19 protein-coding genes and 1 other RNA gene are annotated in these 17,242 nt (G+C 61.4%); 8 read left to right on the forward strand and 12 right to left on the reverse strand.

Annotated elements, in window-relative coordinates:
• Positions 1-52: 52 nt before the first annotated feature.
• Genes CAG02_RS06230 through CAG02_RS06250 form a run of 5 tightly spaced genes read right to left on the reverse strand, consistent with a single transcriptional unit; the run spans position 53 to position 4,864 of the window.
• Complete coding sequence (locus CAG02_RS06230) at positions 53-1,270, reverse strand: 2-octaprenyl-3-methyl-6-methoxy-1,4-benzoquinol hydroxylase (protein ID WP_170931575.1); 1,218 nt, start codon at positions 1,268-1,270, stop codon at positions 53-55.
• Between the two features lie 9 nt (positions 1,271-1,279).
• The gene (locus CAG02_RS06235; RefSeq protein WP_085708973.1) at positions 1,280-1,765 is read right to left on the reverse strand and encodes a DUF4442 domain-containing protein; all 486 of its coding nucleotides are present in this window, start codon (positions 1,763-1,765) and stop codon (positions 1,280-1,282) included.
• On the reverse strand, positions 1,758-2,945 hold the full coding sequence (gene ubiH / locus CAG02_RS06240; RefSeq protein ID WP_085708972.1) for a 2-octaprenyl-6-methoxyphenyl hydroxylase: 1,188 nt from the start codon (positions 2,943-2,945) through the stop codon (positions 1,758-1,760). The genes CAG02_RS06235 and ubiH overlap by 8 nt, the downstream gene beginning before the upstream one ends.
• Positions 2,942-4,276, reverse strand: a complete 1,335-nt coding sequence (pepP, locus tag CAG02_RS06245) for a Xaa-Pro aminopeptidase (RefSeq protein WP_085708971.1) — start codon at positions 4,274-4,276, stop codon at positions 2,942-2,944. The genes ubiH and pepP overlap by 4 nt, the downstream gene beginning before the upstream one ends.
• A 27-nt stretch (positions 4,277-4,303) precedes the next feature.
• Positions 4,304-4,864 (reverse strand): YecA family protein, encoded by a 561-nt coding sequence (locus CAG02_RS06250; RefSeq protein ID WP_085708970.1) that lies wholly within the window; start codon positions 4,862-4,864, stop codon positions 4,304-4,306.
• 125 nt (positions 4,865-4,989) lie between these two features.
• Here CAG02_RS06250 and CAG02_RS06255 point away from each other — a divergent pair, with 125 nt between their 5' ends.
• The 4 genes from CAG02_RS06255 (at position 4,990) to CAG02_RS06270 (ending at position 6,408) form a co-directional block, all read left to right on the forward strand.
• Positions 4,990-5,199, forward strand: a complete 210-nt coding sequence (locus tag CAG02_RS06255; RefSeq protein ID WP_007940359.1) for a TIGR02449 family protein — start codon at positions 4,990-4,992, stop codon at positions 5,197-5,199.
• Positions 5,196-5,513: a cell division protein ZapA gene (locus CAG02_RS06260; RefSeq protein WP_007967943.1), complete on the forward strand. Its 318-nt coding sequence runs from the start codon at positions 5,196-5,198 to the stop codon at positions 5,511-5,513. The genes CAG02_RS06255 and CAG02_RS06260 overlap by 4 nt, the downstream gene beginning before the upstream one ends.
• A 30-nt stretch (positions 5,514-5,543) precedes the next feature.
• A non-coding RNA gene (gene ssrS, locus CAG02_RS06265) (6S RNA) lies at positions 5,544-5,722 on the forward strand.
• 80 nt (positions 5,723-5,802) lie between these two features.
• Positions 5,803-6,408 (forward strand): 5-formyltetrahydrofolate cyclo-ligase, encoded by a 606-nt coding sequence (locus tag CAG02_RS06270; protein ID WP_085708969.1) that lies wholly within the window; start codon positions 5,803-5,805, stop codon positions 6,406-6,408.
• A gap of 37 nt (positions 6,409-6,445) precedes the next feature.
• Here CAG02_RS06270 and CAG02_RS29775 read toward each other — a convergent pair whose 3' ends face one another.
• Positions 6,446-6,601, reverse strand: coding sequence for a hypothetical protein (locus CAG02_RS29775; RefSeq protein ID WP_007911192.1), 156 nt, complete (start codon positions 6,599-6,601; stop codon positions 6,446-6,448).
• 197 nt (positions 6,602-6,798) lie between these two features.
• On the opposite strand from CAG02_RS29775, the gene CAG02_RS06275 reads away from it, so the two are divergent.
• Positions 6,799-7,251: an EVE domain-containing protein gene (locus CAG02_RS06275; protein ID WP_085708968.1), complete on the forward strand. Its 453-nt coding sequence runs from the start codon at positions 6,799-6,801 to the stop codon at positions 7,249-7,251.
• A 142-nt stretch (positions 7,252-7,393) separates the two neighbouring features.
• Here CAG02_RS06275 and CAG02_RS06280 read toward each other — a convergent pair whose 3' ends face one another.
• A complete protein-coding gene (locus CAG02_RS06280) occupies positions 7,394-7,801 on the reverse strand; it encodes a flagellar basal body-associated protein FliL (RefSeq protein WP_065259922.1) in 408 nt (135 codons plus the stop codon).
• Positions 7,802-7,951: 150 nt separating this feature from the next.
• Between CAG02_RS06280 and CAG02_RS06285 the strand changes: the two genes are divergently transcribed.
• Positions 7,952-8,929 (forward strand): NADPH:quinone oxidoreductase family protein, encoded by a 978-nt coding sequence (locus CAG02_RS06285; protein WP_085708967.1) that lies wholly within the window; start codon positions 7,952-7,954, stop codon positions 8,927-8,929.
• Positions 8,930-8,935: 6 nt separating this feature from the next.
• On the opposite strand, the gene CAG02_RS06290 is transcribed toward CAG02_RS06285, so the two are convergent.
• Positions 8,936-9,568: a flagellar basal body-associated protein FliL gene (locus tag CAG02_RS06290; RefSeq protein WP_085708966.1), complete on the reverse strand. Its 633-nt coding sequence runs from the start codon at positions 9,566-9,568 to the stop codon at positions 8,936-8,938.
• Positions 9,569-9,793: 225 nt separating this feature from the next.
• On the opposite strand from CAG02_RS06290, the gene glpT reads away from it, so the two are divergent.
• On the forward strand, positions 9,794-11,143 hold the full coding sequence (glpT, locus tag CAG02_RS06295) for a glycerol-3-phosphate transporter (protein ID WP_085708965.1): 1,350 nt from the start codon (positions 9,794-9,796) through the stop codon (positions 11,141-11,143).
• On the opposite strand, the gene CAG02_RS06300 is transcribed toward glpT, so the two are convergent.
• Positions 11,119-11,787: a gamma-glutamylcyclotransferase gene (locus CAG02_RS06300; protein ID WP_085708964.1), complete on the reverse strand. Its 669-nt coding sequence runs from the start codon at positions 11,785-11,787 to the stop codon at positions 11,119-11,121. The two genes, glpT and CAG02_RS06300, sit on opposite strands and share 25 nt — an antisense overlap.
• 355 nt (positions 11,788-12,142) lie before the next feature.
• Between CAG02_RS06300 and CAG02_RS06305 the strand changes: the two genes are divergently transcribed.
• Positions 12,143-12,619 carry a sn-glycerol-3-phosphate transporter gene (locus CAG02_RS06305; RefSeq protein ID WP_085708963.1) on the forward strand — a complete coding sequence of 159 codons (477 nt, stop codon included), beginning with the start codon at positions 12,143-12,145 and terminating at the stop codon, positions 12,617-12,619.
• A 42-nt stretch (positions 12,620-12,661) separates the two neighbouring features.
• Here CAG02_RS06305 and CAG02_RS06310 read toward each other — a convergent pair whose 3' ends face one another.
• The 3 genes from CAG02_RS06310 to CAG02_RS06320 all read right to left on the reverse strand — a co-directional run bounded on the left by CAG02_RS06310 (position 12,662) and on the right by CAG02_RS06320 (position 17,163).
• Entirely contained in the window at positions 12,662-13,630 is a 969-nt protein-coding gene (locus tag CAG02_RS06310) for a CDP-6-deoxy-delta-3,4-glucoseen reductase (RefSeq protein ID WP_085708962.1), read from the reverse strand.
• Positions 13,630-15,096: a 4-hydroxy-3-polyprenylbenzoate decarboxylase gene (gene ubiD / locus CAG02_RS06315; protein WP_085708961.1), complete on the reverse strand. Its 1,467-nt coding sequence runs from the start codon at positions 15,094-15,096 to the stop codon at positions 13,630-13,632. Before ubiD ends, CAG02_RS06310 begins: the two co-directional genes overlap by 1 nt.
• 69 nt (positions 15,097-15,165) lie before the next feature.
• On the reverse strand, positions 15,166-17,163 hold the full coding sequence (locus CAG02_RS06320) for an acyltransferase family protein (RefSeq protein ID WP_085708960.1): 1,998 nt from the start codon (positions 17,161-17,163) through the stop codon (positions 15,166-15,168).
• Positions 17,164-17,242: the final 79 nt, after the last annotated feature.

Raw genomic sequence — 17,242 nt, forward strand, 5'->3', positions numbered from 1 at the left:
CAGCTCAATCGATCACTTTCCCAAGGAGTTACCAGATGTTGCACGACGTTCGTCAGACCTTGGCAAGCGCCGGCAAGTCCCCGGTCAGCCCCAATGCTTCGCGTACGAACAGCGCTTTGGCCTCGGGCATCTGCTCGACGATTTTCAGTCCGGTGTTGCGCAACCAGCGCAGCGGCAGCGGATCGGCCTGGAACAACCGCTCGAAGCCTTCCATCGCCGCCATCAGCGCCAGGTTGTGCGGCATGCGCCGACGCTCGTAGCGGCTCAGCACTTTCACGTCCGCCAGGCGTTCGCCGCGTTCGTTGGCTTGCAACAGCACTTCGGCGAGTACGGCAGCGTCGAGGAAACCGAGGTTCACGCCCTGCCCCGCCAGCGGGTGGATGGTGTGCGCGGCATCGCCGATCAACGCCAGCCCTTCGGCCACGTAGCGCTTGGCGTGACGCTGACGCAGCGGCACGCACAGCCGCGGGTCGGCGCTGATGACGTCGCCGAGACAACCTTCGAAGGCACGCTCCAGCTCGCGGCAGAAATCCGCTTCATCCAGCGCCATCAACCGTTCGGCTTCGCTGGGCGTGGTCGACCAGACGATCGAGCACCAGTCCTGCTGACCGTCACGCTCCAGCGGCAGAAACGCCAGTGGCCCGTGATCGGTAAAACGCTGCCACGCGGTCATGCGGTGCGGCTTGCTGCTGCGCACGCTGGTGACGATGGCGTGATGCAGATAATCCCATTCGCGAGTGGCGACGCCGGTCAGACGACGCACGGCGGAATTGGCGCCGTCCGCCGCGATCACCAGTGGCGCGCGCAGGGTGCGACCGTCGGCCAGGGTCAGCAGCCAGTCGTCACCGGAGCGGCGCATCTGCTCCAGCCGCGCATTGGCCAGCAGGCCGAGATCGCAATCGTGCAGACGGTCGAGCAAGGCATCCTGGACCACGCGGTTCTCGACAATGTGGCCGAGCACTTCGGCGTGCACGCTGCTGGCCGAGAAATGGATCTGCCCGGTGCCGCTGCCGTCCCAGACATGCATGTCGGTGTAAGGGCTGCTGCGTCGATTGACGATGCCGTCCCACACACCGAGGCGATCGAGGATCCGCTGGCTGGCCGCCGACAACGCACTGACTCGCGGCTCGAACGGCGCATCGCCATTGAAGGGTTTGACGCTCAGCGGGCTGCCGTCGAGCAGCAGGACTTCCAGCCCGCTGTCCTGCAACGCCAACGCCAGGGCGCTGCCGACCATTCCGGCTCCGACAATCAGCACATCTGCGCGCATTTCCATGCTTTAAGCCTGTCTCGCTTGCGGCTTGAGCCGCACGTAAAGGGTTTTACCGACCCGCGCCACCAGGTTGCCGGCGCCGTCATGAATGTCGACCTGCAACTGCGGCAGGTATTTCTCGCCACTGGCGGTCTGCCGACGGATTTCGTCGAGCAGGGTGTCGTCGATGTTGAACCGGGCGAACACCGGGCCTTTGCCTGGCGCAATGAAATCAATGTCGGCAGCCTTGTCCCAGACGATGTACCGCGAGCCGAGGTTCTCCATGAGCATCAACATGAAAAACGGATCGACCATCGAATACAGACTGCCGCCGAACTGGGTGCCGACGTAATTGCGGTTGTACCAGCCCAGGCCCATCGAGACCCGGATGTCACGAAAGTCATCGCTGATGTGCTTCACCCGGACTCCGGCGCCGAAGTACGGCGGGTAGAACGTCATGATCCAGCGCATCAGCCGCGCCTTGCCAAACTGTTTGATCAGCCACTCACGCATCCGGCCGCGTCCCCAGCCCCATGGCCTGACGGGCGAACCAGCGTTTGGCCGGCGGCAGCAGATCGAGGCCGAGCAGGCCGATATTGCGCCCCAGCGACACCAGCGGCTGAGTGCTGCCGAACAGGCGCGTGACCTGATCGGAGAAACCGACGGTGAGGTCCTGATCGAGGCGCTGACGCTCGCGATAGGCCTGCAGCGTGGCGAAATCCCCCAGCGGTTTGTCACTGGCCAGCAGCGCGGCGGCCAAGGCATCGGCATCGCGCAGGGACAGATTGAAACCCTGTCCGGCAATCGGGTGCAGGCTGTGGGCGGCGTTGCCGAGGACGGCCAGATGCGATCGCACCTGCTCTTCGGCCTCGACCAGCGACAGCGGGTACAGATGCCGCGCGCCGACCTGCTTCAAAGTGCCGAGGCGGTAACCGAACACACCTTGCAGCTCGCTGAGGAAATCACGATCACTCAGGTCCGCCAGACGTTGCGCGTCCATGCCCAGACGGGTCCAGACCAGCGCGCAGCGGTTTTCCGGCAGCGGCAGCAGCGCCATCGGGCCTTCGTCGGTGAAGCGCTCGAAGGCCATGCCGTTGTGCGCTTCGCTCGGGGTGATGTTGGCGATCAGCGCGCTCTGGTTGTACGGGCGCTTGCGCACGTTGATGCCCAGTTGTTCACGCAGACCGGAACGGCCACCATCGGCGAGCACCGCCAGATCGCATTCGACGGTGGTCTCATCGTTGAGGGTCAGGCGATAGCCATCGGGCAGCGGCTCCATGCGGATGACTTCCGCCGGGCAGCGCCAACTGATCACGTCTTTGTCGAGGTGTTGCCACAGGCTATGACCGAGCCACGCGTTTTCCACAACATAGCCGAGCGCCGGGACGCCCTCTTCCATCGCCGACAGTCGGGCGGTGGAGAAACGTCCACGGTCGGACACATGAATCTGCTTGATCGGCTCGGCGCGACGGGAGATTTCCTGCCACACGCCCAGCCGCTGATAAATCTGCCGCGAGCCAAAGGACAGCGCCGACGAACGTGCGTCGTAGCTCGGCTGCCAGCTGTCGCCGGGAGCGAACGGTTCGATCAGCACGATCTTCCAGCCCCGGGCCTTGGCCCCGGCCTGCAGCGCCAACGCCAGACTGGCGCCAACCAGACCGCCACCGATGATTGCCAGATTGACCCGACTCATGCTGCGCAGGTCCGTGCTTGCGCCATCAGGGCTTCGATCTCGGCGACGGTTTTCGGCACACCGCCGGTCAGGATTTCACAACCGCTCTTGGTCACTACCACGTCGTCCTCGATGCGCACGCCAATGCCGCGCCATTTCTTCGCTACGTTCTGATTGTCCGGGGCGATGTAAATGCCCGGCTCCACGGTCAACGCCATACCGACTTCCAGCACTCGCCATTCGCCGCCGACCTTGTACTCGCCGACGTCATGCACATCCATCCCCAGCCAGTGGCCGGCGCGGTGCATGTAAAACGCCTTGTAGGCCTCGGACGCGATCAACTCGTCCACCTCGCCCTGCAACAACCCCAGCTGCACCAGCCCGGCGGTGATCACCCGAACCGTGGCTTCGTGCGCCTGGTTCCAGTGCTTGTTCGGGGCGATTTCGGCGAACGCGGCTTCCTGCGAGGCCAACACCAATTCGTAGATCGCTTTCTGCTCGGCGGAAAACTTGCCGTTGACCGGCCACGTACGGGTGATGTCGCTGGCGTAGCAGTCGATTTCGCAACCGGCGTCGATCAGCACCAGATCACCGTCCTTGAGCAACGCGTCATTCTGCTGGTAATGCAGGATGCAGCTGTTGCGCCCGGCAGCGACGATCGAACCATAGGCCGGCATCTTCGCCCCGCCCTTGCGGAACTCGTAATCCAGCTCGGCTTCGAGGCTGTATTCGTAGAGGCCGGCACGGCTGGCCTGCATCGCGCGGATGTGAGCCTGGGCGGAAATTCGCGCCGCTTCGCGCATCACCTTCACTTCTGCCGCCGATTTATACAGGCGCATGTCGTGCAGCAGGTGATCCAGGGCAACGAATTCGTTCGGCGGCTGGGCGCCGAGGTGCGCCTTGGAGCGGATCACGTTGATCCAGTCCATCAGGTGACGGTCGAATTCCGGGTTGCTGCCCATGGCCGAATACACCCGGTCGCGGCCTTCGATCAGGCCCGGCAGGATGTCGTCGATGTCGGTGATGGGGAAGGCGTCGTCGGCGCCAAAGTCGCGAATCGCGCCTTCCTGGCCGGCGCGCAGGCCGTCCCAGAGTTCCCGTTCGGCATTGCGTTCACGGCAGAACAGCACGTATTCGCCGTGTTCGCGACCAGGCATCAAAACGATGACCGCCTGCGGCTCGGGGAAACCGCTCAGGTACTGGAAGTCGCTGTCCTGGCGGTAGACGTGCTCGACATCACGGTTGCGAATGGCAACCGCAGCGGCGGGCAGGATGGCGATGCTGTTGGGTTCCATCTGCGCCATGAGTGCCTTGCGGCGACGGGCGTATTCCGCTTTCGGGATATGGATCATGGGCAGATGGCTTTCCCTGGCACGCGATTAGTGCAGCGACGGCTTGGCGGCTGGCGGCACGTCGGCTTTCTTGGTTTCGGAGAACAGCAGCAGCGGCGCTACACGCAGGTACTCCATGACTTCCATGTAGTCGCTTTCGCCGTCTTCGGATTCTTCCAGGGCATCTTGCACCTGGGAGATCGCTGCCAGATCCTGCAACACCTCGGTGGCCTCGGTGCTCAGCATGCTGCTGTCGCGGCAGTTCAGGCCAAAACCGGTGAGGAAGCCCTGGCACCATTCGCCCAGTGCGGCAGCGCGATCGGCCAGCGGCACGTCATCGGTCGGCAACAGCAGCACGACGGTCACGTCGTCGCCGGTGAGCTCGCCCTTGACCATTTCCTGCAGGCCGATGAGCGCGTTGCGAACGTTGTCCTGCGGCTCGCTTTCGAGCAGCTCGGCGGCATCGATCAGCCATTCTTCGGCATTGAAGCCGGCACCGGCGCAGCTGCGGCCGAGCAGCAGGCCATGCAGTTCGGCAGGCGAGACGTTGTGACCGCTGGCAGTCAGCAGGGTGGCGAAGGCTTGGTACGGGGAATTCTGAATGGGCATGGGCAGCTAGGCGCCAGACGGCGCTATGTCTAGAATGAAGGCCTTGTATCCTACATCGACAGACTCGCCAAGACCATTAAAGGCTGTCCCCCAGCCAAACCCATCAGACCGAATCAGTGGACACAATGGAAGACACCGACCTGCAAGCGCTGATGGCCAGACTCGAACTGCTGATTACTCGGGTCGAGCAACTAAAGAGTCAAAACGCACTCTTATTAGCTCAGGAAAAGACCTGGCGCGAGGAACGCGCGCACCTCATTGAAAAAAACGAAATCGCCCGGCGTAAGGTCGAGTCGATGATTTCGCGCCTCAAGGCCCTGGAGCAAGACTCATGAGTTCAAGCAATAGCGTTACCGTGCAGATCCTCGACAAAGAATATTCGATCATCTGTCCCCAGGAAGAACGCAGCAATCTGGTCAGTGCCGCGCGTTACCTGGACGGCAAGATGCGCGAGATCCGCAGCAGCGGCAAAGTCATCGGCGCCGACCGCATCGCCGTGATGGCCGCGTTGAACATCACCCACGATCTCTTGCACAAAGAAGAGCGCCCGGACATCCAGGCCAGCGGCTCGACCCGTGAACAGGTGCGTGACTTGCTCGATCGTGTCGATCTGGTGCTGGCCGACGATCCGGACATCAGCAAGGGCTGATTCGCCAGGCCGCTTGAGGTATACTCGCCGCACTCCCTGGGGTGCTTGCCAGTTGACGATGTCCCTGAGCCGATTTGCACTACCCTGGGGGTTGCACGTTGGGCTGGTGTGCATGTCCGCCAGACGGAAAGCCTTAAAGCCTACTGCATCCTCCACCTTGAACTCTCGGGTTCAAGGGCTAAGTCGACAGCGGCTCATCCGGGGAGCCTGATTCGAATCCGATGCCGGTGCATGCCGGCATCGGATTTTTTATGCGTACGTTTTCGTCCCCACCCTGCCGAAGCCGACCATGACCGAACCCGCGCTGCTGCCCCGCCCCCAACTGCGCCGCCTGCTGCGCAAGGCCCGCCGCTCCCTGACGCCAAGTCAGCAACGCGCGGCCGCCGAAGGTCTGTACAAACAGCTCGCGCAAGACCCGCAATTTCGCCGGGCGAAACACATTTCCCTGTACCTGCCCACCGACGGCGAGATCGACCCGCGCCTGTTGCTGCGCGCCGCCCAGCGCCGCGGCAAGAAAACCTACCTGCCGGTGTTGAGTGCCTGGCCGCGGACCAAAATGGTCTTTCAGCAGATCCGCCCCGGCGAAAAGCTGCGGCCCAACCGTTTCCGTATTCTCGAGCCTCGGGTCAATGTCGCCCGTCAGCGCAAAATCTGGGCACTGGATCTGGTGTTGTTGCCATTGGTAGGGTTTGACGATGTCGGCGGACGCCTGGGGATGGGCGGCGGATTCTACGATCGCAGCCTGGCATATCTGGCCCGACGTCAGAACTGGCGCAAGCCGACGCTGCTGGGCCTGGCCCATGAATGCCAGAAAGTCGAACGACTGGCGCAGGCCAGCTGGGATGTACCGTTGCAGGGAACGGTGACCGACAAGGCGTGGTATTTCGCAGGGTAGACGCCGCGAGGGAATCAGCGGCGTCGGAAAGACGGAATCAGCGTTTGAACGCTGTCGACTGCTGTACTTGTTGCGCCACTTCAATCGGAGCATCGGCCTTGTTGGCCCACAGACTTTGCGCATAACCGGTGGTCACGACGCCAAGGCCGAACAAAATCACCAAAGTCCACAGCAAATCCGGTTTGCGTTTCATCGATTGCCCCCCTCAAGGCACATCATCACGATGACAGCAGCGGTTTCCATTCGTAGGCCGTGCAGCAGCGTCAAGCTTTAAAGGCCGGCATTTTGCGACAACGTGAACCTCTGCGCAAATGCTGGCGTCAACCGACTGTCGGTTTGTCATAAAATTGCCCGACAACCTGCCCAATGACCGTTTCAGGAGCAACCACCATGGCCTACTGGCTGATGAAATCCGAGCCCGACGAACTCTCGATCAAGGGTCTGGAAAAACTCGGCAAGGCGCGCTGGGACGGGGTGCGCAACTACCAGGCGCGCAATTTCCTGCGGGCCATGGTGGTGGGGGATGAGTTCTTTTTCTATCACTCCAGCTGCCCGGAGCCAGGCATTGCCGGAATCGGCAGGATCATCGAAGCCGCGTACCCGGATCCCACCGCACTGGAACCGGAGAGCCACTACTTCGATCCGAAAGCCACGCCGGAGAAAAACGCCTGGAGCGCGATCGATGTCGCCCATGTCGAGACGTTTGCCCGGGTGTTGAAGCTGGATTATCTGAAGCAGCAGACCGCGCTGGCCGAGATGCCACTGGTGCAGAAGGGTTCGCGACTGTCGGTGATGCCGGTGACGGCCGAGCAATGGGCGGCGGTTATCGCGCTCAAACCCTGAGTCATTTGTCGCCTGACAAAATGCCATCGCGAGCAAGCTCGCTCCCACAGGGTTCAGCGGCGATCACACAAATGTGTGGCACCACAAAACCACTGTGGGAGCGAGCTTGCTCGCGATGAGGCCCGCCCGGACAACGAATGCCTTACTGAATGATCAGGTTGTTGAACAACAGATCCTCGACCACCGGCTTGCCGGTCTCGTCATTCATCACTTGCTGGGTCTGCTTCAAGGCTTCCTGACGCAGCTTTTCCTTGCCTTCGATGCTGCCCATTGCGTCGGTGGTCTGCTGGGTGAACAGCGCCACCAGTTGATTACGGATCAGCGGCTCGTTGGCCTTGACCAGCTTGGTTGCCTCGTCGCCGGTCACCCGCAGGGCCACGTCGGCCTTGTAGACCTTGAGCTTCGGCGTGCCGTCCAGCCCGTAGTTGCCCACGAACGGCGGGCTCAGGGTGATGTAGTTGACCTTCGGCGCCTCGCCTTCTTTGGCTTCTTCGGCCAGCGCTGCCACAGGCAGAGACAGGGCCAGCAACAACATGATCCACGCTTTCACAATTCGCTCCTTATCCGGTTTGCGGCCTAGCATAACGACCCGCCGCGCAAGCACAAGCTTATGGCGGACTATCAGGGCCGGGCATGCTCGTTGACCCGTTGACTGCCACACCTACACTTATCGGCCATCACTCCCAAAGGAATAGCCCTGATGAAAGCCGTGCTGTGCAAAGCCTTCGGCCCTGCCGAATCGCTGGTGCTGGAAGACGTCGCCAGTCCTGTCGCGAAGAAGAATGAAATCCTGCTGGACGTGCACGCCGCCGGGGTCAACTTCCCGGACACGCTGATCATCGAGGGCAAGTACCAGTTCAAGCCGCCCTTCCCGTTCTCGCCGGGTGGCGAAGCGGCTGGCGTGGTCCGCGAAGTCGGCGAAAAGATCAGTCACCTCAAGATTGGCGACCGGGTCATGGCCCTGACCGGCTGGGGCAGCTTCGCCGAGCAGGTCGCAGTGCCGGGCTATAACGTGCTGCCGATCCCGCCGTCGATGGATTTCAACACCGCCGCCGCGTTCAGCATGACCTACGGCACGTCGATGCACGCGCTCAAGCAGCGCGGCAACCTGCAACCGGGGGAAACCCTGCTGGTGCTCGGTGCCTCCGGCGGTGTCGGCCTGGCTGCCGTGGAGATCGGCAAAGCCATGGGCGCCCGGGTCATCGCCGCCGCCAGCAGCGCCGAAAAACTTGCCGTGGCCAAGGCCGCCGGTGCGGACGAACTGATCAACTACAGCGAAACCAGCCTCAAGGATGAAATCAAACGCCTGACCGACGGCCAGGGCGCCGACGTGATCTACGACCCGGTCGGCGGCGATCTGTTCGACCAGGCCATTCGCGCCATCGCCTGGAACGGCCGCCTGCTGGTGGTCGGTTTCGCTAGCGGGCGCATCCCCGAACTGCCGGTCAACCTCGCACTGCTCAAGGGCGCGGCAGTGCTGGGTGTGTTCTGGGGCTCTTTCGCCCAGCGCCAGCCACAGGACAACGCGGCGAACTTCCAGCAACTGTTCGGCTGGTTCGCCGAGGGCAAGCTGAAACCGCTGGTGTCGCAGGTCTATCCGCTGAGTGAGGCGGCACAGGCGATCAATGATCTTGGGCAGCGCAAGGCTGTGGGCAAGGTTGTGGTGCAGGTGCGCTGAAGCACGTCATTTGTTGCCGGGAGAATCCACAGCGTCGCCCGGCAACAGGTGCTCCAGAACCTTCCGGCTATCAGCCTTGATGATCCGGCCCTTGTCATCGAAACGCAGCACGAGCATCCAGTCGTACACCTCGTCCGGCCATTTTTTCTGGCCCATCAGGGCCGTGCTGTCGCCACCGAACGCACTGATCAGCTTGTTGATGCGCCCGTGGTGCCAGGCGATCAGGATCACTGGCGCCTGATTGCTCTTGCGCAACAACTTGACCAGTTCATGCACGTCGCCATTGATGTAAGGCTGTTCGATGGACAGATTCAGGCGTTCGGCCAGCGGCGTCAGGGTCAAACGTGAGCGGGAGCTCTCGGGAGTGTCGCCGGCGGCGATCAGCCGCTCCGGGGTCAGCGTCAGGCCATCGAGCTTCAATGGATTGAAGTAGTCGGCATAGGCGCGGGCCCGCTCTTCGCCCCGGGCATTGAGCACCGATCCTTCAGTCGGCTTTTCCGCATGGCGGATGATCAGCACCGTGGCATTGCGCAAACCGGACCGGGCAGGGTGATCGGCGTAAATCAACCCCAGCACCGCAGCGGCGATAACCGCCGCCGCCAATAATCGGCGCATGAGCATGCGAACCTTCAAAGCCATCATTCATCTCTGCTGATCAGTCGATCGACGGATCGCGAGTCTATGCCACCCCATGTTCATAAGTGGTGAAAACGCCCTGTTCTTACAGCAGAGCGACAGGTTCGTAAAAGAACGTGCGACTTCCAACATTTTCCGCTGTTTTGCCGATGCGAACCGGTGCTATTTTCGGTAACGAAACTGTAACATTCGCATCCGCAGTCAAAACAAGAAATCTGGAGCTCTTGAATGTTTGCTTTCTTTCGACCTGCCGCACATCAGGCTCCATTGCCTGAAGAAAAAATAGACAGTACCTACCGACGCCTGCGCTGGCAGATCTTCGCCGGTATTTTCTTTGGCTATGCGGGTTACTACCTGCTGCGCAAGAACTTCTCCCTGGCCATGCCGTACCTGATCGACGAGGGTTACACCCGCGGCGAACTGGGTCTGGCGATGTCGGCCATCGCCATTGCCTACGGTCTGTCCAAGTTCCTCATGGGCCTGGTGTCCGACCGTTCCAACCCGCGCTACTTCCTGCCGTTCGGCCTGCTGGTTTCGGCGGGGGTGATGTTCATTTTCGGTTTCGCACCTTGGGCAACGTCCAGCGTGACCATGATGTTCATCCTGCTGTTCATCAACGGCTGGGCCCAGGGCATGGGCTGGCCGCCGAGCGGACGGACCATGGTGCACTGGTGGTCGCAGAAGGAGCGCGGCGGCGTGGTGTCCGTGTGGAACGTGGCGCATAACGTCGGCGGCGGCCTGATCGGCCCGCTGTTCCTGATCGGCATGGGCCTTTTCAACGACTGGCACGCGGCGTTCTATGTACCGGCGGCGGTAGCCCTGGCGGTGGCGGCATTTGCCTTCATCACCATGCGTGACACCCCGCAATCGGTTGGCCTGCCGCCGATCGAGAAGTACAAGAACGACTACCCGGAAGGCTACGACGCCAGCCACGAAGACGAATTCAGCGCCAAGGAAATCTTCGTCAAATACGTGCTGCGCAACAAAATGCTCTGGTACATCGCCATGGCCAACGTGTTCGTCTATCTGCTGCGCTACGGCGTACTGGACTGGGCGCCGACCTACCTCAAGGAAGCCAAGCATTTCGACGTCGACAAGACTTCGTGGGCGTACTTCTTCTATGAGTGGGCGGGCATTCCGGGCACATTGCTGTGCGGCTGGATGTCGGACAAGATCTTCCGTGGCAACCGTGGCCTGACGGGCATGGTGTTCATGGCCCTGGTGACCGTGGCGACCCTGGTTTACTGGCTGAACCCGGCCGGCAACCCGACCATCGACATGATCGCGCTGTTCTCCATCGGCTTCCTGATCTACGGCCCGGTGATGCTGATCGGCCTGCAGGCGCTGGAACTGGCACCGAAGAAAGCCGCCGGCACTGCCGCAGGCTTCACCGGCCTGTTCGGTTATCTGGGTGGTTCGGTCGCGGCCAGTGCCGCCATGGGCTACACCGTGGACCACTTCGGTTGGGATGGCGGTTTCGTGCTGCTGGTGGGCGCTTGCCTGCTGTCGATGGCCTTCCTGGCCCCGACCCTGTGGCACAAGCAAGTCGCCAGTCAGAGCCGCGAAGCAGTCGCCTGATCGGCCTTTGACTTGCAGCGCTTGAGTCGCGCCTCCAGATTCCGGTCTGGCATGGCGTGGCTGCGCAGGGCGTGGGCGGTCTGCTCGACATAATCGCGAGTGGTGCCGTAACGCCCGCAAGCGCTTTCGAACACCTGGCTCAGCACATGATCCGGCAGATTGCCGGCATAGCTGGGCAGGTGTCGCTCCAACACGAATCCCAAGGCCTGTACCTGGCTGCCATCTTCGAGACGGCAGTTGAGCCAGTGCGGGCGATAGGACGGGAACGGCATCTCGCGTTTCCACAGCGCATACAGCGCACTGTCGAGGTTGTCCTCCGGCAACCGGTAGGCAAAGCCGCTGCACGATCCGCCGCGATCCAGACCGAATACCAGCCCCGGCATTTCCGGCGTGCCGCGATGTTCGTGGGACCACAGGTACAAGCCGCGATGGTAGCCATGCACCCGTCCGCGTACCCGCTCCACCGCCGAACACTCTGGCCGCCAGATCAGCGAACCATACGCGAACAACCACACCGGCCCGCCCTTGTGGCGTGCCATGGTCGATTGCATGGAAGCGAGAAGTTGTTCGTGAGTCAGCTGCGGACCCAGATCGAGCCGCGGAGGGTAAGCCAGATTCAGAAAAGCAGATTCTATGGCTGTCATGACGGAAGTGTTCGGCCCCGCAAGTATTACAAGATGTAAGCACAATTCGCTTGATAGAACATATAGCAGTAACTGTAAAACGAAAAGTGCTAAAGGATGTATGACACCTTTGATAGCGCTAATTCGGGGTTATCCGCGAGGGCTACCTTGTTTGATATAGCCTAATACCATTGCGCAGATATCTTAAATACCCGAATGAAATATCGTTAAGCCCTCTCTTCGTTCAGGATTCGTTCATGAAGTCCCGGGATTTTTCCTACTAAAATTTCGGACTTCCCATATTTACCGTCGCTGATCGCCTGCGTAAAACGGCTTTCCTCTGGCGCAAGCCAACCCGTTCAACCGAGGCTGCACGATGAACACAACGAGGCTTTTGGCCGCACTTTTATTGATTCAGACCGGCCAGGCACTGGCCACGGATGACTCCCGGGAAGACAAAGGTTTCTGGTACGCACAAACCAGTGTCTACACCAAACATTACTCACCCGACCCCGAACACAATAATCATCAGGACTTGATCGGCATTGAACGCAATCAGGCTTCCGGCTGGGTATTTGGCGGGGCAACTTTCCGTAACTCGTTCAGCCAGCGCTCCAATTACGCCTATGCCGGCAAACGCTTCGAGAGTGCAGATTATCCGGTGTACGTGAAACTCACGGGCGGGTTGCTGCAGGGCTATCGGGGTGACTACAAGGACAAGATCCCGCTCAATCACTTCGGCGTTGCGCCGGTGATCATTCCGTCGGTCGGCACCCACTATGGCCCGCTGGGCGCCGAGCTGGTGTTTCTCGGCGCCAACGCGGCCATGGTGACGACGGGCGTACGCTTCTAAAGCGACTCAGGCAGGCTCAATCGTGCGGCTCAAGAGCGCGGCTCAAGAGCGCGGCGCATACGCAAACACGTCGGCGCGCATCTGGTGCGCGTCCATCCCGGCTTCCACCAGCGCATCCAGGGTGCCGTAGACCATCGCCGGCGAGCCGCTGGCGTAGACGTGCAGCGATTTCAGATCCGGGAAGTCCTCGCACACCGCCTCATGCAACATCCCGCAGCGCCCTTCCCAGCCGCACTGGTCGCTGACGACCTTGTGCAGGAACAGGTTGGGCAGCTTCAACCATTCGTCCCAATGCTCGATTTCATAGAAATCTTCCGGACGACGCACGCCCCAGTACAAATGCACCGGATGCTTGAAGCCGTTGGCCCGGCAATGTTCGATCAGGCTGTGGATCTGGCCCATGCCGGTGCCCGCGGCGATCAGTACCAGCGGCCCGTCCGGCAACTCCGCCAGATGGGTGTCGCCGAACGGCAGTTCGACCCGCACCATCGAATTGCGCTGCAGTTGCTCGATCAGGCTGAGGGCACTGGCTTCACGCGCCAGAACGTGGATTTCCAGATCTCGCCCGCCGTGGGGCGCCGAGGCCATGGAAAAGGCTGATTTCTCGCCGCTCTCGCGTTCGATCATCAGGTACTGACCGGCGTGATAACGCGGCGGTTTGCCGGCCGGCGCCCGCAGGCGCACGCGCCAGGTATCGCCACCGACGTCCCGGCATTCGATGACCTGACACGACAGGCTGCGCACCGGCAGTTCTCCCAGCGCAAGCACGCCATCCCACAGCAGGATGCAGTCTTCCAGCGGCTGCGCTATGCAAGTGTAGAACTCGCCGTGGTCATGCACCTTGCCGGCCTGTTCGACCCGGCCTTCCACCAGCAGCGCTGCGCATACGTGACAATTGCCGTTGCGGCAGCTTTGCGGGCATTCGTAGCCCAGGCGCCGCGCACCATCGAGAATCCGCTCTCCGGGCCGTATCTCGAGCACCGCTCCGGAGGGCTGCAGGGTTACACGCATCAATCTATTCCTAACTGATTCCAGATGGCATCGATCCGTTGGGTGACGGCATCATCCTTGACGATGACGCGGCCCCATTCGCGAGTGGTTTCGCCCGGCCACTTGTGGGTGGCATCCAGGCCCATTTTCGAGCCAAGTCCCGACACCGGAGAGGCGAAGTCGAGGTAGTCGATCGGCGTGTTGTCGATCATCACCGTGTCGCGCTTGGGGTCCATTCGCGTGGTGATGGCCCAGATCACGTCGTTCCAGTCCCGCGCGTTGATATCGTCGTCGGTGACGATAACGAACTTGGTGTACATGAACTGTCGCAAAAACGACCAGACACCCAGCATCACGCGCTTGGCGTGGCCCGGATACGACTTCTTCATCGTCACCACGGCCATGCGGTACGAGCAGCCTTCCGGCGGCAGGTAGAAGTCGGTGATCTCCGGGAACTGCTTCTGCAGGATCGGCACGAACACTTCGTTCAGCGCCACACCAAGAATCGCCGGCTCATCCGGCGGACGGCCGGTGTAGGTGCTGTGGTAGATCGGTTTGACCCGGTGGGTGATGCGCTCGACGGTGAACACCGGGAAGCTGTCGACTTCGTTGTAGTAGCCGGTGTGGTCTCCGTACGGACCTTCGTCGGCCATCTCGCCCGGATGGATCACACCTTCAAGGATGATCTCGGCAGTGGCCGGCACTTGCAGGTCGTTGCCACGGCACTTGACCAGTTCGGTGCGACTGTCGCGCAGCAGACCGGCGAAGGCGTATTCGGAGAGGCTGTCCGGCACCGGAGTGACCGCGCCAAGAATGGTCGCAGGATCCGCGCCGAGGGCCACGGACACCGGGAACGGCTGGCCCGGATGCTTCTCGCACCACTCACGGAAATCCAGCGCACCACCACGGTGGCTGAGCCAGCGCATGATGACCTTGTTGCGGCCGATCACTTGCTGACGGTAGATGCCAAGGTTCTGCCGGTCCTTGTTCGGGCCTTTGGTGACGGTCAGGCCCCAGGTGATCAGCGGCGCCACGTCTCCCGGCCAGCAGGTCTGCACCGGCAGCATCGCCAGATCGACGTCATCGCCTTCGATAACCACTTCCTGGCACGGCGCGTCTTTGACGACTTTCGGCGCCATCGCAATGATCTTGCGGAAGATCGGCAGCTTCGACCACGCGTCCTTCAAGCCCTTCGGCGGCTCCGGCTCCTTGAGGAACGCCAGCAGCTTGCCGATCTCGCGCAGCTCGCTGACGGACTCGGCGCCCATGCCCATGGCCACCCGCTCTGGAGTGCCGAACAGGTTGCCGAGCACCGGGATGTCGTAACCGGTCGGCTTCTCGAACAGCAACGCCGGGCCCTTGGCCCGCAGTGTGCGATCGCACACCTCGGTCATTTCCAGCACCGGCGAGACGGGAATCTGGATGCGTTTCAACTCTCCGCGCTGCTCAAGCTGCTGCACGAAATCCCGAAGATCCTTGAATTTCATTGACGATGGCACCCTCAAAATAGGCGTACATCCTACCTGCTATGCCGGTCGCTGGCAGCCCGTCACTGCTTACTTGGCAGCATTCGCCTGACCTTTCGCGAGTTTTTTCCCCGCTTGCAGACCGACAAACAACGGTTCAAGGATCGGTGCCACCAGCCGTGCCCCGACTTCCGACAGGTGATTGTCATCGGTATACAGGGAGTAGCCATCGAGCTCGACGCGGCACAGACCGCTTTCGTCGCACAACCGTGGCGCCGGGTCGACCACCCGTACCGCCGGATCCTTGGCCAGTTGGGCGAACAACTGGCTGATGAAGGCCTGGCGTTTGTGATGCTCATCGACACTCTGGCCAACGCCCTCTACCGAGTGGTCCAGCATTGCCAGCCGTGTGAGCCGATACGGTGGGCTGAAGGCCTGCAACGGCACCTCCTTCACCAGCCAGACCCGATGGCCGCCCGCCCGCAGCTGCGCAACCCGCGCCCGCAGGCCGTCGGCCAAGCGCTGTTCGGCGGCGCTGCGGTCATATTTGCCGTCGCCCGTTCTGAGCACATGACCAAGATCGCCTTTGGCATCGCCGTACAGATAGAGACTCCAGCGCGCGACCAGCACCACATCGCTGACCCGCTGTGCGCTCAAGCCCTGCTCGACCCGTCGGTTGAAACGCGCACAAACCCCGTCATGCTCCAACCCTTCAACCGGGATACAACCGGGAGAGCTGGCGAGAATCACGCTGACACCGTGGGCTTTCGCGCCGTCATCGAATACCGGAATCAGCGCCGTGGCATGACTGTCCCCCCAGACCATGGCCTGAGCCGGCAGGTTTTCCACACCGTAATGACAGAACAGTTTGTCGTCCGGCGTCTTGTCGTCCGCCAGGCAGGCCATCAGTTCCGGGCGCCATTCGCGCCCCTTGGCGTATTGCAGTGCCTGTTCGGACAGGCGCCACGGCAAACCATCGGTCCAGCGCAACGCCTGTCCGGCCAGGCCGATCACCAGGACGCCGCACAAGCCTGCCAGCAGAATCTGCCGGCGTCCGGCGAGCAAGCGTCGTTCGCGAAACGGCGTCTCGACGAATTTCCACGACAGATAGCCCAGCACCAGCGTCAACAGGATCAATCCTGCGACATCCAGTGCGCCGGGTTCTCCAACGCTGGCGTAGCTGGAAAACACGAATACCGGCCAATGCCAGAGGTACCAGGAATAAGAGATCAGACCGAGGCCGACCATTACCCGACTGCTCAGAAAGCGCCCCACTGCGGTTTCGCGATGACCGTTGGCCAGAATCAGCAGCACCACGCCCAGCACCGGCAACAACGCGGTCGCACCCGGGAACGGCGTTGACTTGTCATAGACGAACACCGCCAACAGGATCAGCCCCATGCCCGACAGACTCAACAGCTGCGCTGCCAAAGGTTTCAAACGCCACGCCTGTTTCGGCGCCACCGCCAGCATCGCACCGGCCAGCAACTCCCAGGCTCGCATCGGCAGCAGAAAGAAGGCTTTCTCCGGGTGGTGATTGATTGCCCACACACTCAGCCCGAAGGACAGCAGCAATATACCGAACAGCGCCAGCCGCCAGTGTTTCAAGCGACTCAAGATCAGGGTCAGCAACAGCGGGAAGACGATGTAGAACTGCTCTTCCACCGCCAGCGACCAAGTGTGCAGCAGCGGTTTGAGATCAGAGGCAACATCGAAATAGCCATCCTGGCGCATGAACAGGATGTTTGAGACAAAGGTCACTTGATAGCGCACCGAGCGCCCAAGTTCTTCGTAATCCTTGGGCGCCATCAGGAACCATCCCACCGCCAGCACCGCAACGATCATCGCAAACAGCGCCGGCAGAATCCGCCGTGCACGCCGCGACCAGAACTCGACGAAACTGAACCGGCCGGCCTGGCGCTGATTCCAGATGATCGAGGTGATGAGGTAACCGGAGATCACGAAAAACACGTCCACACCGACAAAACCGCCGGTGAAACCCGGAACGCCAAAATGGAACAGCACCACGGCTATCACCGCGACTGCCCGCAAGCCGTCGATATCGCTTCGATAAGCGAGTGTGTTCATAAATCTTTAATGCCAAATCAGGTGGTTGTTTTTTTGTACAGCCTTCCCATCACGAGCGCTGTTTCTTGTTGTGCCAACC

This window comes from Pseudomonas sp. R43(2017) (assembly GCF_002112345.1).
Lineage (GTDB): Bacteria > Pseudomonadota > Gammaproteobacteria > Pseudomonadales > Pseudomonadaceae > Aquipseudomonas > Aquipseudomonas kribbensis.